The sequence below is a fragment of the Erysipelothrix rhusiopathiae genome (genome assembly GCF_900637845.1).
GTDB classification, from domain to species: Bacteria; Bacillota_I; Bacilli_A; order Erysipelotrichales; family Erysipelotrichaceae; genus Erysipelothrix; species Erysipelothrix rhusiopathiae.
Map to the genome: position 1 here is coordinate 618,884 of NZ_LR134439.1, position 16,804 is coordinate 635,687.

General features: G+C 35.5%; 15 protein-coding genes and 1 pseudogene. 13 read left to right on the forward strand and 3 right to left on the reverse strand.

Features of this window, described 5'->3' with window-relative positions:
* Nucleotides 1-89: 89 nt before the first annotated feature.
* Nucleotides 90-443 (forward strand): annotated as a pseudogene (locus tag EL194_RS08735) (DUF262 domain-containing protein); the annotation flags it as partial.
* 200 nt (nucleotides 444-643) lie between these two features.
* The gene (locus EL194_RS02965) at nucleotides 644-1,846 is read left to right on the forward strand and encodes a hypothetical protein (protein WP_013853164.1); all 1,203 of its coding nucleotides are present in this window, start codon (nucleotides 644-646) and stop codon (nucleotides 1,844-1,846) included.
* A 153-nt stretch (nucleotides 1,847-1,999) separates the two neighbouring features.
* Here the strand turns inward: EL194_RS02965 and EL194_RS02970 are convergent, their stop codons facing one another.
* Nucleotides 2,000-2,338 carry a hypothetical protein gene (locus tag EL194_RS02970; protein ID WP_013853163.1) on the reverse strand — a complete coding sequence of 113 codons (339 nt, stop codon included), beginning with the start codon at nucleotides 2,336-2,338 and terminating at the stop codon, nucleotides 2,000-2,002.
* A gap of 216 nt (nucleotides 2,339-2,554) precedes the next feature.
* Between EL194_RS02970 and EL194_RS02975 the strand changes: the two genes are divergently transcribed.
* Together EL194_RS02975 and EL194_RS02980 are read left to right on the forward strand one after the other, a co-directional pair.
* The gene (locus EL194_RS02975; protein ID WP_003775139.1) at nucleotides 2,555-3,283 is read left to right on the forward strand and encodes a LytR/AlgR family response regulator transcription factor; all 729 of its coding nucleotides are present in this window, start codon (nucleotides 2,555-2,557) and stop codon (nucleotides 3,281-3,283) included.
* Nucleotides 3,284-3,377: 94 nt separating this feature from the next.
* Entirely contained in the window at nucleotides 3,378-4,625 is a 1,248-nt protein-coding gene (locus EL194_RS02980) for a sensor histidine kinase (RefSeq protein ID WP_232012995.1), read from the forward strand.
* A gap of 28 nt (nucleotides 4,626-4,653) precedes the next feature.
* On the opposite strand, the gene dinB is transcribed toward EL194_RS02980, so the two are convergent.
* The gene (gene dinB, locus EL194_RS02985; RefSeq protein WP_003775143.1) at nucleotides 4,654-5,874 is read right to left on the reverse strand and encodes a DNA polymerase IV; all 1,221 of its coding nucleotides are present in this window, start codon (nucleotides 5,872-5,874) and stop codon (nucleotides 4,654-4,656) included.
* Nucleotides 5,875-5,998: 124 nt separating this feature from the next.
* On the opposite strand from dinB, the gene EL194_RS02990 reads away from it, so the two are divergent.
* Nucleotides 5,999-6,586 (forward strand): LexA family protein, encoded by a 588-nt coding sequence (locus EL194_RS02990; protein WP_003775145.1) that lies wholly within the window; start codon nucleotides 5,999-6,001, stop codon nucleotides 6,584-6,586.
* On the opposite strand, the gene EL194_RS02995 is transcribed toward EL194_RS02990, so the two are convergent.
* On the reverse strand, nucleotides 6,583-7,374 hold the full coding sequence (locus EL194_RS02995; protein ID WP_003775147.1) for a CorA family divalent cation transporter: 792 nt from the start codon (nucleotides 7,372-7,374) through the stop codon (nucleotides 6,583-6,585). The genes EL194_RS02990 and EL194_RS02995 overlap by 4 nt on opposite strands.
* Before the next feature lie 102 nt (nucleotides 7,375-7,476).
* Between EL194_RS02995 and EL194_RS03000 the strand changes: the two genes are divergently transcribed.
* The 8 genes from EL194_RS03000 (at nucleotide 7,477) to EL194_RS03035 (ending at nucleotide 16,794) form a co-directional block, all read left to right on the forward strand.
* Nucleotides 7,477-8,151: a response regulator transcription factor gene (locus EL194_RS03000; protein WP_003775151.1), complete on the forward strand. Its 675-nt coding sequence runs from the start codon at nucleotides 7,477-7,479 to the stop codon at nucleotides 8,149-8,151.
* Nucleotides 8,141-9,145 (forward strand): sensor histidine kinase, encoded by a 1,005-nt coding sequence (locus EL194_RS03005; protein WP_003775152.1) that lies wholly within the window; start codon nucleotides 8,141-8,143, stop codon nucleotides 9,143-9,145. Before EL194_RS03000 ends, EL194_RS03005 begins: the two co-directional genes overlap by 11 nt.
* Before the next feature lie 131 nt (nucleotides 9,146-9,276).
* Complete coding sequence (locus EL194_RS03010) at nucleotides 9,277-10,044, forward strand: ABC transporter ATP-binding protein (RefSeq protein ID WP_003775155.1); 768 nt, start codon at nucleotides 9,277-9,279, stop codon at nucleotides 10,042-10,044.
* Nucleotides 10,034-11,995 (forward strand): ABC transporter permease, encoded by a 1,962-nt coding sequence (locus EL194_RS03015; protein WP_003775156.1) that lies wholly within the window; start codon nucleotides 10,034-10,036, stop codon nucleotides 11,993-11,995. The genes EL194_RS03010 and EL194_RS03015 overlap by 11 nt, the downstream gene beginning before the upstream one ends.
* Nucleotides 11,996-12,109: 114 nt before the next feature.
* Nucleotides 12,110-12,283, forward strand: coding sequence for a translation initiation factor IF-2 (locus tag EL194_RS03020; RefSeq protein WP_123244838.1), 174 nt, complete (start codon nucleotides 12,110-12,112; stop codon nucleotides 12,281-12,283).
* A gap of 11 nt (nucleotides 12,284-12,294) precedes the next feature.
* Entirely contained in the window at nucleotides 12,295-14,244 is a 1,950-nt protein-coding gene (locus tag EL194_RS03025) for an FtsX-like permease family protein (protein ID WP_003775161.1), read from the forward strand.
* A 63-nt stretch (nucleotides 14,245-14,307) separates the two neighbouring features.
* Nucleotides 14,308-14,706, forward strand: a complete 399-nt coding sequence (locus EL194_RS03030) for a GyrI-like domain-containing protein (RefSeq protein WP_003775162.1) — start codon at nucleotides 14,308-14,310, stop codon at nucleotides 14,704-14,706.
* An 84-nt stretch (nucleotides 14,707-14,790) separates the two neighbouring features.
* Nucleotides 14,791-16,794 carry an FtsX-like permease family protein gene (locus tag EL194_RS03035; protein ID WP_003775164.1) on the forward strand — a complete coding sequence of 668 codons (2,004 nt, stop codon included), beginning with the start codon at nucleotides 14,791-14,793 and terminating at the stop codon, nucleotides 16,792-16,794.
* Nucleotides 16,795-16,804 lie beyond the last annotated feature (10 nt).

A 16,804-nucleotide genomic window follows, 5' to 3' on the forward strand; every position in this document is an offset into this window, starting at 1 on the left:
ATCGATGATCGAGTATACTGAACTAGAATACAAGATCGTAGTACCAAAATTTCAAAGACGCTTGGTTTGGAGTAAAAAAACAAAAGCAAGAGCAAGAGTTTATAGAAACGCTTTCAAATGGGTATCCATTTGGTTCTATTCTAATCTATAAATATGAAGATAATGATAAATTTAGTTTGATAGACGGACTGCAAAGATTCAGTACTATAAAGGATTTTAAGGATCACCCCGAGGAATACATTGACCTTACAATTTATACTGAAAAAATACTAGATATTATTGGTTATACTAGAGACAAAGTTAATTCGAATACCTACAGCTCGATTAGAGACAAAGTGGATATCATTGTAAAGTTGTTAATCAAAGAGAGTTCTGAAGAAAGACTTAAAGCTTCAGAATTGTTTGATAGAATTTCGAGTCTAAATAATGAATCTCAAGTCTAAATAATGAATCTCAAGTCATTGATGAGAGGCTTAGCGAGAGTTATATAGTAGCGAATCTTTGTGATATTCAGGGACTTGTTTTTGAAGATATTGCTAAAAAAATTGATATTCAAAGCATTAAAATTCCATGTATAGAATTTAAAGGTGATCAAAGTGAATTAGCTATTGTATTTGAAAATTTGAACCGAGGCGGAAAAAAATTGTCTAAGTATCAGGTTTTTGCTGCACAATGGAGCGATACAATTATAAGACTTAATGAATTAAAGTATAACCAGAAAATTGAACGCATTGTTATTGATAGATACGAGGATCTTTTGCAGTCGAGAGAAATTGAAATCGAAGATTTCGATGCAGAAACAATTAGAAATAAACATGAAATTAATCTTTCAGAATTTTGTTATGCTTATGGGATGTTGATAATAGAATCTTTACCTGCTTTTTTTCAAAGTTCTCGTAAGAACACAGAAGATTTAGCAAATGAACTAGGATATTCTACACTTGCTATTGTACTAAAAAAAAGCAACAAAAAATTACATGAAATTATTGCATTCAAGAAATTATTTAATGATGACAATGGTGCCGATTTTATAGAAAATATTGTGGAAAAGACATTAGATATATACGGAAAAACTAATAAAGTGTTCGATAGTTATTTTAAAATGCCTGGTATAAGTAGCGGAAATAAATGTAGCTTAGATGGTGCAACAAATTTTCAAATTATGTCATATTTTGCATCCATTTGGTCCGTGAAGTATTCTATTGTCGACAATAAAGTAATCGTAAACGAGAATACTAAGACCAAGACAACTAAAACATATAATAATTTAATATATTATTATCTAGAAGATTTATGTAACAACTATTGGTCCGGTGCAGGTGATGGAAAGCTAGATAAAATATATATAGATGGTCAAAACAGGTATACTGTGGTTCTATCGAAAGATCAAATAGAGGCGAGTTTACTAAAGTGGTTTGAAACCAGATTAACTTCTAGTATTCAATTTGACCATATATCTAAATCACTAATTACACTTTATTCTAATCTGGAAGGTGGCTTCACCTTTGATAAATATGAGTTTGAACATATAATTCCAAGAAAAATAGTTAGCAAAGACAGCAAGTATAAGAAATATGATGTTCCAGCGGGGAGTCTAGGAAATATCATGTTATTGGATGAAGCAAATAATAAGTCAAAAAAAGATCGAACTCTTTATGACCTAAAACCTGGTACGTATGTTGAGGAAAAAATTTTGGAAAGGTCTATATATCCAAGTCATCAAACTTTAGTAGAAGTAATTGAAGAAATTGAAAATGAAAAAAACAATTTGACTCGATCCAAAAAATTCATAGAGAATAGAGGAAGAGAGATAATTACTAGTATAGTTTCAAAGCTGTACAAGTGATTTCACAATCTTCTTAAGGTTAAAGTGTAAGTGAAAAAACTAAGACTTGATGAGAAAGACCAATGGTCTGTTCAAAATCTTAGTTTTTTTATTAAATAATCTACTATTTCTTTTAAAGTACGCTCTCGACTCTTATTATTTCAAAACGTTATTTTATCTCTTATACACCACTTTATTCGCCACTTGCACAAAAATTGTTTCCGCTATCTCGGATTGACCATCCCACATTACGGTGATGATGCTTTCGGTGTTGTCGGGAGCTGTTTGGATGAAGGTCCATTTTTCTTCATTGTCTTTGTAGATTTTAATTTGTTCATCTTGATTTACAGAGTATCCATATTCGGAAAATTTACCCGTAACGTAGGTAACGATAAATGGATGGTTGATTGATGATTTATCTGTGATGAGTGTTCGGGTTTGGTGGGTAGCCTGACATCCAATTAATAGAGTAAACATTAAGAACAGGACTACGATTCGATTGTTTTTTTTCATAAACCTCATCCTTTCTTCGGAAAGAATACCACATTAACATGAAAATTAAACACATGTGTTATGAAATATATGTGTTTAATTTTGGCAGGATTTGTGATGATAAAACTTGTATGAAATTCTGGTAAAAGTATAGTGAATATGAACCGTATACCTAGTGAATTGTGTATCTTTTTACGCAACATGTTATAATACAATCAATGAATAGGGGGTTCTTGTATGGTACGTATTGTCTTGTGTGACGATGATAATGATGTCATTGAGAAATATCGATATTTGATTAAGCGATATGTGATGTCGCGAGGATTGGAAGTTGAGCTAAGCTCATTTTCTCGGGGTGAGGATTTGATTTTTGAGTTAACGGATCATTATGAAGAACCAGATATTATTTTTCTAGATGTTTTTATGGATGAAATTAATGGTGTGGAGGTTGCAAAGCAAATCCGTAGGATGGGTTATAATTCGCAGATTATTTTTCTTACTTCATCATCAGATTTTGTTTTTGATGCCTTTGATGTGGGTTCATTCAATTATCTTATAAAGCAGGATACGGATGATACTCGTTTTCGTACCGTATTAGGACAAGCACTGACACAAATTGATAAACGATCGGGTGATTTTTTTGATTGTAATTTCGGGGCGGAATCACGACGTATTCCATTTAAAGACATATCTCACTTCGAGATTTATCGTCGTGTGATGCGTGTACATTTCAATAACGATGAATATTTTGATTTTTATGAGACCATGGATCACTTAACGACACGTCTAGCGAATCGGAATTTTGTTCGTGTACATCGTTCTTATCTCGTTAACTTAAACCATATAGTACTCTTTAAAAACCAGACACTTCGTCTTGAAAATGGGGAAGAGTTGCCGATTGGTAAAGCATACCAAAGTGATGTTAAGCAAAGTTTCAATAAATTCGTAGAAAACAATTGGGAGTAGAGAGATGTTGTATTTATTTTTAGTGATTACTTCCACAATTACCTACTACATTTACACTTACTTATCAGTATATTTTATGAGAGACCATGCTGATATGAGATCATACGGCAATATTTCGTTGGCAATTTGTATGATTTTAAGTTCGATATTAGTTCTTTTTTCGCGACGCTTTGATTTTGAAGCGTACGTCAGCTATCTTTTCATGCTTTTAGTTATGTTTATTAGTTTTAAAATTATTTATAAAATATCAACGACAATGGCTGCATATGCAAGTGTTCGGCATGTATTCTATTTCTATACTGTACGCGCTTTTGTGTTTTGTATGTATTCGTTAATTACAGGTATGCCAATTCGTTATATTGCATCGGGAAAGATGAGTGACTTGATCAGCTTTCAAACTACTTGTATTTTTGTGATTGTTTTATTTATAATTCTTCAAAAATTTTCTGTTACGACATCCCGAATTCAGGCTTTATTTCGGAATACAGATCAAGTTTTATTTGTGACGACTATGAAATTATCCCTGGGTTTTTATTTGACAATTGTTAGTTTTGGGGGGCGTTATACAGCCAATGATCAATGGTTCACGCTTATGTATCTCTTTACTTGTATCGTGGTTATGGGGGTCGCTGCAATTGTAGTAGCAAATTCCGTAAGATCGTGTGAAGCACTAGAATATGAAAAACAAACTGTCGCGCTTCAAAAACAATTGGATATGCAGGTGAAACACTATAAGTCGTATCAAGTTTATACACAATCGTTTCGTGAGTTTCGTCATGATTATAAAAATACACTCTCAACTATCAATACCTTGTTAAGAAAAAATGATTATGAAACGGCAATTCATATTTTAGATGAGATGGGGGTTCAAATGTCTGATGGTTTAACGACTCATCCGACATATTCGAATTATGGTTTACTAGATGCGATTATGCAGGAATTTGCGAATACGTGTACCAATGACGGAATTACCTTTGAATGTACACTCTACTGGGATGAAACGATTAAATTAACGGAGCTTGAAATCGTGCGCATTTTTACAAATCTCCTTAAGAATGCATATGAAGCAGCATTGCTTTTACCGAAAGAACAGCGTTTCGTTACAGTTAAATCGAAACTTCGTGATCATTGGATTGATGTCATGATTTCCAATCGTTTCGATGGGATTTATCATGAAGATTTGGAGAGCACCAAAACAACGGATAAAGGGTCACGAGGACTTGGATTTAAAATTGTTCGCAAAACCATTGAACAACTAGGTGGAGTAACAACTTGGTCAGTCGATGACGATGTATTTAAGGTTGTTATGAATTTCCCTCGAGAACATCCAGTAGAATCATAAAAAAAACACTTCGAGATGAGGTGTTTTTTTATTGGTTATGACCAAAACTGGTGATATGAGCTTTGGGGTTTCGTTTCTCGAGGTTTTTTTGAAGCAGGACATTGGCTCGTTTGATGGCATGATGTCCAAAGCGATCTCGAATGCTGTCTATGGTTTCATCAATTGCGGATACTGATTCATCAAAGAGAGATAGTTGAATGGGTTGGGTGGTGGAAACGAGATCACTAAGTGTAATGGTGATACTGCGTAAAGGCTGTTTTTGGTCCCAATAGCGTTCGATGAGGAAAAGCGATTCATTCACAATTTGATCGACCGTATTAGTAGGTTGATTGAGTTTCTTTTGTCTTGATAGGGTTTCAAGCTGGTTATTACGAATGCATATTCGTAAGACACTTCCCTTTTTCTCAATGTTACGACACCGGCTTGAAACAGACTCCGCAAGTACAAATAAAACGCGTCGAACTTCTTCGATTGAGACAAGGTCTTGCGGGGTGGTCATGCCATTACCGACTGATTTGGCAGGGTCGGTGTGTGGATTCACCTCTGAAGTATCATCACCATTCGCAAAAGACTTTAGTAAACTCCCCATTTTGCCAATATGAGTGTGTAACTGATTTTCATCCGCACATGCAAGATCACCAATGGTGCGAATGCCCATTTTATTTAAACTCTTTTGGGTGCTAGGACCAACGTAGAGTAAATCTTGGACGGGAAGCGGCCAAATCATCGATTTCACATGAGATTCCATAAGAATCGTTAGCCCATCAGGTTTATTCAAATCGGATCCAAGTTTCGCAAATATCTTATTAAAACTCATACCGATTGAGACGGTTAAACCAATTTCTGTTTTAATTCGTTTGCGGATTTCGGTGGCGATATCCCCCGGTTTTCCAAAGAGTAATAAAGAGTCTGAAATATCAACCCATGCTTCATCAATTCCAAACGATTCAACTTTATCCGTATATTCGCGATAAATGTCTTTAACTTGATTACTTATCGTTAGGTAGTCATCAAATGAAGGAGGGACAATCACAAGACCGGGACATTTTCGTCGAGCTTCATTTAAGGTCTCTGCGGTTTTCACACCCTTGGCCTTTGCTATCGGATTTCGTGCTAGGACGATACCGTGTCGTTTTGATTCATCACCACCAACACACATTGGAACATCGGCTAAGGAAGGGTTTTTCATAATTTCAATTTGCGCAAAACAGTAGTCAATATCACAATGTAGAATATAGCGTTGTTTCATAAAATCACCTCAATAGACTCAGTATAAGTTAAAATATTGCGTAAATCAATCGAACTACGCAACAATAACACTCGTGTTGTTTGGCGATTGCATTTTGCGTATAATAACGTTAAGAGGTGAGATTATGACATTACAAGAATTGGTTTCGATTTTTAGAGCACGGCATGAATTATCGTTAGAAGAAGTGGGGGATGCAGTAGGTGTAAGTAAATCGACGGTGTCTCGGTGGGAAGCAGGAATTATTAAAAAGATATCTTTAGAGAAGCAAGAACGCTTGTCAGATTTATTTAAAATCAATGTTCCGGATTATTGGGTTTATCATTTTTTTAAACCCGTTCTCGGTGTTGTAAGAGCAGGGTATGACTTATTAGCCCATCAAGATATTATTGCTTATGAAGAAGTTTCAAAACGGGAGTATGATCAAGGGGATTATTTTTTGAAGGTTGTGGGTGATTCCATGACGGGATCGCGTATTTATGAGGGTGATTTGATTTTCATAAAAAAAACGCAAGACATCGTCTCGGGTGATATCGCTGTTGTTTTAATTCAAGGCGATGAAGTGACGGTCAAGCGTGTTATTTTAAAAGATGATTTGATGATACTTGAGGCAACCAACCCGGACTATCCCACGCAATATTACAATGCAGAAGAAGTGTTGATGTTGCCGGTAGAAGTGATTGGGAAAGTCTTAAATGTTCGTGTCGATTTTTAGAAGTAGTCTTTTTTACGCAGGAATATGACTACCCCAAGAGTTAAGAAAAAACTAAACATAAAAACAATTAATAGAGCATGCGGGTGATCTTGAAATGGTAAGTCGATGTTCATGCCATAAAAACTTGTGATGAATGTTGGTACTGAGAGTACAAGCGTAATTGATGTGAGTGTTTGCATAATTTTATTTAAACGATTTGAAAAAAGTGATTCCGATACATCAACAATAGAGTTAATAATTTGTTGATACATCTCGATATTTTGAACTAATTGATTGACTTCAATTCGGATGTTTGTGTATTCAGAAGAAAGTTCAGATAGCCAAAGGGCTTCGGGTTTTGCTTCGACGATATAGTTAGTAACATCACCAATAGCATTAATCGCTGTTTGATATCGGATTAACTTACGACTTAAGCTAAAAAGTGCTTTAATGTTTGCTTTCGTAACAAGATTCTCCATCGACTCTTCATATTCAGAAAGTTTGGCGTTAATAACTTGGACCATGACTTCGTAGTTTTTAAGCGTATGCAAGAGAAGGTCCGTTAAGGAAGTATTTCGAACATCCGACGAAAAAGAGACGGACTCATGACAATAAAGATTAAAGTCCAAACCGATTTGTTCAATACAGATGGGTTGAATGTTCTCGGGTGAACTGGGATAGTTAAGAATAATATAGAAATTACCATTAAGGAGTCGTATATGTGCAAGCTCTGCTTTATCCGTTAAGGATTGACGGATGTATTCAGGGAGCGAAAGTGTGTGAGCGTCTTGATAGATTATAAGATTCATGGTGAATCCTCCTTTATGTGTATTATACCATGAGTGGAGAAGTTCAAATTAAGAAAACCTTAAACAAGATTCGTGTATAATAGATTTAATTGGAGGCAGTGTATGTATAAAATCATGATCATTGAAGATAACGATACGATTCGTAATGAATTGAGCAGTTTCTTAAAAAAGAACGGATATGAGACAACCCTCATTACTGATTTTAAAAACGTTATGGAAACGTTTAAACAAGAGGTGGCTGATTGTGTGCTTTTGGATTTATCACTTCCAGAAGTTGAAGGTCACTATCTTGCAAAAGAAATCCGTAAAATCAGTGCCGTTCCGATTATTGTCGTAACAAGTCGAAACAGTACGATGGATGAACTTATGTCGATGAACTTAGGAGCGGACGATTTTATTACCAAACCATATAATTTACAAATCCTATTGGCACGATTACAATCTGTTTTACGACGTGCTTATGAAAAAAATGATAACGCAGTAACTGTGCTTAGGGGTGTAGAGTTGGATACACCCCGTGGAATGGTACGCTATATGGGACAAGAACAAGAACTTACGAAAAATGAATTACGAATTCTTTCATATTTGATTGCGAATAAGGGGAGTATTGTTTCACGTCAAGATCTAATGCAGTACCTATGGAATACGGATTGGTTTGTGGATGATAATACCTTGACAGTAAATATTAATCGATTACGCAAGAAACTTGAGGAAATTGGAATTGTGGACTTTATCGAGACAAAGCGTGGGATGGGATATACAATTCATGAAAACTAAAGATTTTTTGGCGGATAAAGCATATCTTCTGATTCTTGTTGGGGTTTTGGAAGTGGTTGTTTTGTTTTTCCTAACAGCAGTGGGTGTTCAACATGAAATTGTTGGGATTGTTATGTTTCTACTGGGCTTGGTGTTGGTTGTGGTATTGGTGGTAGAGTTTTCACGCCGAAAACGATTTTATGATGAACTGTTGATGAATTTGGAAGGTTTGGACCAAAAGTATCTTTTGACGGAAATGATTCCTGAGGGTTGTTTTTTGGACGCGACGCTTTGGATTGAAGTGATGGAAGAAGTGAATAAGTCGATGGCTGATCGTGTCAGTGATTATAAGCGTCGTCAAGAAGACTACAAAGAATATATTGAACTTTGGATCCATGAAGTTAAAACGCCCTTGGCCGGTGCAAAGTTAATTGCTTCGAACCATTCAAGTGCGGAGATGAATTTGTTGATGCGTGAAATGAGTCATGTTGAAAATTACCTTGAACAGGTGCTCTTTTATGCACGATCAAGTTCACTTGAAAAAGATTATATGATTCAAGCGCTCAATTTAAATACACACATTCGTAATGTGATTAAAGAACTCGCACCCATTTTTATTCAACGAAAGATACAAATTGAATTGGATGTAACCGAAGCAAATGTTTATAGTGATCCGAAGTGGCTTGAGTTTATGATAAAACAAGTGCTTTCCAATTCCTTAAAGTATGTGGATGAGGGCGAAGGCATTGTTCATGTTACAACTTCAATCCAAGAACATTCAATATCACTTATAATCTGTGATAATGGTCCAGGAATACCTGTAGGAGATTTAGAACGTGTCTTTGAGCGCGGGTTTACTGGTGAGCGTGGACGTCAAAATAAACAAGCGACAGGTATGGGCTTGTATCTTGTGAAAACCTTAAGCCGTAAACTCAATTTGGACGTTAAAATTGAGAGTCATGAGGGAACCTGTGTAACCTTTGTATTTCCAAAATCACAAATGATGTTTAAGTAACCTCGAGATCGAGGTTTTTTTTGTCCAAATACACTATAATAAAAGTAAGTGACAATAATGTCATAAAACTGTAATGATAATGAATGGTAGTACCATCAAGAATTCTTTAGACTAATTGTAGGAGGTTGCTTATGACAACAATACTAGATGTAAACAATATCGAAAAATACTACGGTAAAAAAGGAAATATTACCAAGGCACTTGATGGTGTCTCATTCACAATTGAAAAAGGGGAGTTTGTAGGAATTATGGGACCATCAGGTTCTGGTAAAACGACGCTTCTTAATTGCATTTCCACAATTGACTCGGTGACCAGCGGTACCATTGGTGTGAATGGTCAAAATATTACAAAACTTAAGAAAGATCACTTACAACGATTCCGTCGTGAGCAACTGGGTTTTATTTTCCAAGATTTTAATTTACTGGATACACTGACTGCATATGAAAACATTGCTTTAGCACTCACAATTCAAAATATAAACCATAAAGAAATCGATCAACGCATTCAAAGTGTTGCGCGTCTTTTAGATATCGAAGAGGTTCTTCAAAAATTTCCGTATCAAATGTCAGGTGGACAACAACAACGTGTTGCTTCAGCACGCGCATTGATCACCAATCCAAGTCTTGTTTTAGCGGATGAACCGACAGGTGCATTGGATTCGAAATCAAGCCGTATGTTGCTTGAGAAACTTCAAGAATTAAATGAACAAGAACAAGCAACGATTATGATGGTAACCCATGATGCCTTCAGTGCAAGTTATGCGAAACGCATTCTTTTCATTAAAGATGGGAAAATCTTCAATGAATTGGTACGAGGAAATGATAGCCGTAAAGATTTTTTTGATAAGATTATTGACGTTGTAACCTTACTTGGAGGCGATTCCGCTAATGTACTCTAAACTCGCGCTTCGTAATGTTAAGAAGAGCTATCGAGATTTCTTTATCTACTTCATTACCTTAACCTTCTCGGTATCCCTTTTCTATGTTTTCTCATCTTTTGGAGCGCAAGCTTCGATTATGAATTTAAGTACATCCCAAGGATCGATGGTTGAAGCATTGATTCGCATTATGAATGCAATGTCGTATATAGTTGCGGTCGTGTTTGCGTTTCTAATTCTTTATGCCAATCATTTTTTGATTAAACGTCGTCATCAAGAATTGGGTGTCTATACCTTATTGGGGATGCCCAAACGCTACATATCACGCATTCTGATTTATGAAACACTCTATATTGGTGTGTTTTCATTGGGTTCAGGATTACTCTTGGGTCTTGCCTTATCACAAATTACAACGTTATTGAGTGCGAAGGTTTTAAGTGTTTCAACACAATATCATTTTGTGTTTTCTATGTCCGCAACCCTTAAAACCATCGTATGTTTTATGATTATTTTTATGGTCGTAATGATCTTTAACGGTGTCATTTTGAATAAGTACAAGTTAATTGATTTACTCCGTTCTAAACGTCAAAATGAAACGCTTAAGGTACGTAAAACGTGGATGAGTGTCGTGGTCTTTATCCTGGCATGTGTACTTATTGGATATGCCTACAAACTTGCATTAAAACCCTTAGAACTGATTCGTTTGCTTCCTTTAGTCCTTGTGACCGGAGCATTGGGTACCTTTATGTTGTTTCTTTCTTTTTCAGGTTTTATGCTTAAATTTATGCAGATAAATCAAAAACGCTACAACACAGGTTTAAACAGCTTTGTTTTCCGTCAAGTAAGCGCGAAAATTAGTTCGACCTATAAAATGATGGCGGTGATTACTTTGATGCTCTTGATCGCCATCGGTGCTCTTGCGACAGCCTTCAATTTAAATTATGTTTTAGGAAATGAAGTTGAGAAAGCAACTGGATATGATGTCAGTGTTGTTGTTGCGGGGTCTGAAGGTAACGATTACTCAAGTCTATTTGAAGATGTAGCGGGAATTAAAAATCATATTGCTGCATCGATTTATGATCTTGGAATTGAAGCGAAAGATATGGGGATGACCCACGAACTTTATGGTAACCAACGGATTCTATTTATGACACAATCGGATTTTAATGCCTTGCGCATGCATGAAGGATTGGAACCCATTCAACTTTCAAATCAGGACGTATTTTTCCAAAAAGCTCCTACAGCAGGTTTACAAATTGATGATTTATTGAAACTTGATCACATCAATATTCTCGATACATCCTTTAAACTTCAGGAAAATCGTGATGGAAAATCCGTGAGGATTGCGAATGGATCGATGATTCATGGTGCCCTTTTCGTGGTAAATGATTCCCATCTTCCAAGCTTACAATCAAAAATGATTTCAAAGGATGCATGGAATCAAAACACTTTTGTATATAATATTGGAGTCGAAGGCACACAAGAGGATGTTGTAACAACGATTAATCAAAATCTAGAAGGTAAGTCACTGGGCTTGTACCATTCCATTATTAGTTCTAATGAAGTTATAGAATCCATGAATGGAACTGAACTGCTCTTTACGTATGTTGGCCTATATTTAGGACTTGTTTTCTTGTTGAGTAGTGTAGTTGTACTAGCGCTTCAACAACTTTCAGAAGCCAGTGATAATCAAGCACGTTATCGTGTGCTTTCAAAACTTGGTGCGGATTCAAAGCTCATCAAAAACTCCATTCTTAAACAAATATCAATTTACTTCTTTTTACCTCTTATCATTGCGTTAATACACGCCTATGTTGGCATTAAGGCGATGAATGTAAACTTAAACCTTGCAGGTCTTGCCCCCGATACCATGATGCCTGCATTGCTTACAACAATCGCGATAATCGTAATGTATCTCATCTATTTCATCATTACCTATTCCTCAAGTAAAGCAATTATCCTTGAAGATTAAACACACCGAAAGGTGTGTTTTTTTAAGATGACATTGTTGTAAGTTTAGTGTAAGAAGATTCGATGGTTCAAAAACTTTATAAATTCTATACTATAGACAACAAGGAGAATGCATATGAAAACACAACTTAGAAATATCCTAGGAAGTTATGGAACTAAAAAAAACAAAAGAAAAGATTACTTTGAAAAGTCACAGAACAAACCCATGCTTTCGGAAATGAGTTCCGAAGAACAGGCAATCGGACAAGCATTATCAAGTTTTGTCATTACAACGATTATTACGTTATAAAGGAGACGTTTATGTATTTAAAAATAGCACTTAGAAATGTTAAGAAAAGTTACAAAGATTATTCTGTATATTTTATTACGCTTACCTTTTCGGTAGCGTTATTCTATATATTTGGTTCCTTTGAACAACAATCGTCGATTTTAAAAATGACGTCAGGACAAGGTCAAGCGGTTCAAGCATTAGTAACAACTATGAATGTGATGTCCGCAATTATATCAGTCGTATTTGCATTCTTGATTCTCTATGCAAATCAATTTCTCATTCGACGTCGGCAAAAAGAATTAGGACTTTATACATTATTGGGAATGCCCAAACGAACGATTTCAAAAATTTTAACGTATGAAACCCTTTATATTGGTGTGATTTCATTATTTACCGGATTGGTTTTAGGGTACTTCGGATCACAACTTACCGCAATCGCAAGTGCACGTCTGCTTAAAGCAAACGTAAGTTATCATTTTATTTTTTCACTTAACGCAACGGTTAAAACTATTCTGAGTTTTTCCACAATCTTTATCATCGTTTTACTATTTAATGGAACGGTGATACGAAAACATAAAGTCATCGAACTATTTCAAGCAGACCGAGTTAATGAAACTACGGAAAACAAACATCCGATATTACTTTTTATCATCGGTGTTGGACTTCTCGTTCTTGCATATAAATGGGCACTTGTTCCGATTCATCTTGTAATCTTCATGCCTTTTATTATTGCCTTGGGCTCATTCGCTACATTTATCATTTTTAAAGCTCTATCAGGCTTTATGCTTAAGTTTATGCAGATGAATCAAGGTTTGTATTTTAAAAACCTAAACGTGTTTGTATTTCGACAAGTAGCTTCAAAGGTAAATACAACCTATAAAATGATGGCAGTGGTAAGTCTTTTACTTCTCTTTGGGATTGCAACGCTGGCAACAGGATTCAACCTTAATTCAGTTATGGATGAACAAGTGAAACGGAACACACCTTTTGACTACACACTTATGATTCCATATTCAACAATTAATCGTGATTTTGAGGTTGAAACATTTATCGCTCAACAACAAACAGATGCTTCGGTGTCAATGAACATCTATAATACCGAATATACGGCAGAGGTTTTACAGGATATCGTCGTGGAATCTAAGAACCAACAAACCCCACGTCTTTATTTAGCAGATATTAATGACTATAATATGATGCGGAAGCTGCACGGACTACCAAATATCGCCCTTAAAAATCAAGCAGTCTATCCCTATGGTTTAAAACAACATTACAAAGGGTTAAAATCAAGCACGACATTACTTAACTTAGGGAGTGAAGCCTTGGATGTGATTGATGATCAAAACGTTACGGATATGAGTGTAAGGAATGGTGACTTCAATAATATTATCTTGTTTATGAGTACAGAAACGCTACAGAAGATACAGGAAGAGCAAACCAAACCAGTGACGATGACTACAATTTATAATATCGATACAGATAAAAGTGCGGTAGTGAAAACATCACTTGAACAGAAACTATTTGAACTCGGTTATGATCAAAACGATATCATAAGCGTCACGTCACAAGAACTTTTTGAGATGTTGTTGGGGATTGAATTGGTCTTTACTTTTATGGGACTTTATTTGGGAGTTGTTTTCTTGATTAGTAGTGGTGTCATCCTTGCCCTCCAACAACTTTCAGAAGCAAACGACAATCAAGCTCGCTATAAAATTCTTTCAAAACTGGGTGCAGATTCCAAGATGATGAATCACTCAATCTTTAAACAAGTTGCATTATACTTCTTTATTCCACTATTGTTGGCAGGAATTCATGCATGGGTTGGAATTCGTGCGGTGAATGTAAACTTAGATCTAGCTGGGTTAAAAGCAAGCAGCATCGTACCGACATTCTTAACGTGTTTCGGAGTGATTGTGATCTATTTAATCTACTTTAGTGCTACCTATTTTGGAAGTAAGTCAATTATTAAAGGAAACTAGAGAATTCATCTAGTTTTTTTTATAAAATGTTGTATTATAGTTGTAGTATAAAAGGAGCTTTCCATGAATTTATTTATAAGAGAAGATATTCGTACAAATAGTCTTGATGACCCTGAGTTTGAGCAAAAACTCACCTCAATGTGGGAACGATTTAACACATCATTACCACACTATGATGCCGCAAAATATGCAGTTTATACGGATTACAAAACAGACTATAAAGGATTGTATTCACTTGGACTTGCGACAGAATATGAACAAACCAGTGAATTATTAGTTGTGGATGATCGCAATGATTATCAAGTGTTTCCTGTTGATGTAGCAGATAAATTTGGTGTTCTAAATACTTGGAAATTAATTTGGTCGTTGGAGACATCGGGTAAGCTAAAGCGCGCTTACACGATTGATTTTGAAAAATATTATGAAGATGGACGTATTGATATCTTCATCGCCGTAGAATAACATAAATGTTATTCTTTTTTATTACGAGAATGTAAGGTGAGTGCTCATCAAAGTGTGATAAAATACGATTAAGGAGTTAGGTCGATGATTATTAAAATGGCGTTTAAAAATGTACGAAAGAGTTATAAAGATTATACCGTGTACTTTGTGACATTGGCGTTTTCGGTAGCTCTTTTTTATATTTTTGGATCGTTTGAAGATCAAGCAGTAATCCTGGAACTTACTAATCAAATGGGACGCACGTTTGAACTTGTGTCAGAAGCTCTAAATGTCATCTCAGTGATTGTTGTGGTGATATTCGCGTTTCTTATTGTATATGCAAATAACTTTATTATTGGAAGACGTAAACAAGAGTTCGGTCTTTACATGCTTTTAGGGATGTCTCGTTTTAAAATGTCTTTGATACTTATGACTGAAACATTCTTAATTGGGCTTGTGGCTCTTTTTATGGGTCTTTTCGCAGGCTATATTTTGACGCAAATCACAGGGGTAATGATGGGAACAATCTTGGCTGTTCCCATTCATTATCAGTTTATCTTTTCAATTAACGGTGCTCAAAGAACAATTTATTGTTTCAGTGGTATTTTTGTACTTATAATGTTTTTAAATCAACGAAAACTACGCAAAATTACGTTAAACGAATTATTTAATGCACACAGAATACAAGAAATGATGCTAACGTCATCTGTGGGATGGACTTTATTTCAGTTTATCAGTGCCATAGCCATTTTGATTTATGACTATTTGTGGGTGCTTAAAGCCGGTCAGCTCATTATCTTTATGCCTGTTATTGTGGGTGTTGGAATCTTTGCGACCATACTTTTATTTAAATCATTAGCGGGATCTGTGGAGCACATTGTACGTTTAAGTCGTTCACGCTACTACAAGAACTTAAACATGTTTGTCATTCGACAAGTCTCAAATAAAATTCGTTCAACTTACCGTGTAATGGCCGTGGTATCGATTACCTTGTTATTTGGGATTACAATCTTAGCAACAGGATTAAATCTTAATAAACGGATTTCAATTTCTGCGGAAGAAACCGTTCCTTATGACTTAACACTCACTTTTATGTATGATGATGTGGGGATTTCAAAAAATTATCAAACTGATTTGGGTTTGGATGAGTTATTTGAAGAAGGATTTCAAGTTAATCTTTATCGATCAGAGTCGTTTAGTACTGAACTCCTTGTGCCATCAGGGAATGATGATATCAAACCATTAAGAGAACCCTTAGCGCTTGTAACGCTAAGTGATTACAATAAAGTCCGTACATTTCATAAGAAACCAGAACTTAAACTCGCACCAAATCAACTTTACTTTCAACCCGATTACAACAGTCTTGTGACCATGCGTGCACGCTTGGTTGATGTCATTGACTACCGCAAACCCTACGTTTTTAATGATCAAGAATTTCAAATACAACCTTATGATGATGTGAATTTTGTCATCATTTCTAATCAATCAAACGGTTACCCAATCCTTGTGGTCAATGATCAGGATCTGAATCTTATCAAGGCATCTTGGCCCGATGTTTTTATTAAAACAATTGTGAGTGGGAATATGTTTAATTCATCAGAAGCGGAGATTGAGCGGGTTGTGGAGCATGTGAATCAAAAACAAAAGGATGATCCAACAGAATACTATGCAACGGATGTTCTTTCCCGATATAATTCAGGTCTTACGGGAATGGGTACTGAAATTATTATTGCGGCAGTGGGACTTTATGTAGGGATTGTACTTTTAATTGTAAGTCTTGTTATTTTAGCGCTCCAACAATTATCGGAAGCAAGTGATAACCAAGCGCGCTATGAAATCCTTCGAAAAATTGGTGCCTCATCAAACATGATTCATCGTGCGCTTTTAAAACAAACGGCATTATACTTCTTTATGCCACTTGGTGTCGCGTTAATTCATACGGTAGTTGGATTAATTGCGGTAGAGCGGAATTTAAATCTAATTAACTTAGGCTATCCATCGAATACATTAAGCATCTCAACAGTTGTGATCGTGTTTCTGTTTTACCTTATTTATTTTGTTATTACTTATATGAATAGTAAGCGAATAATTCGACCACATCGTAATTAAAAAAACATAT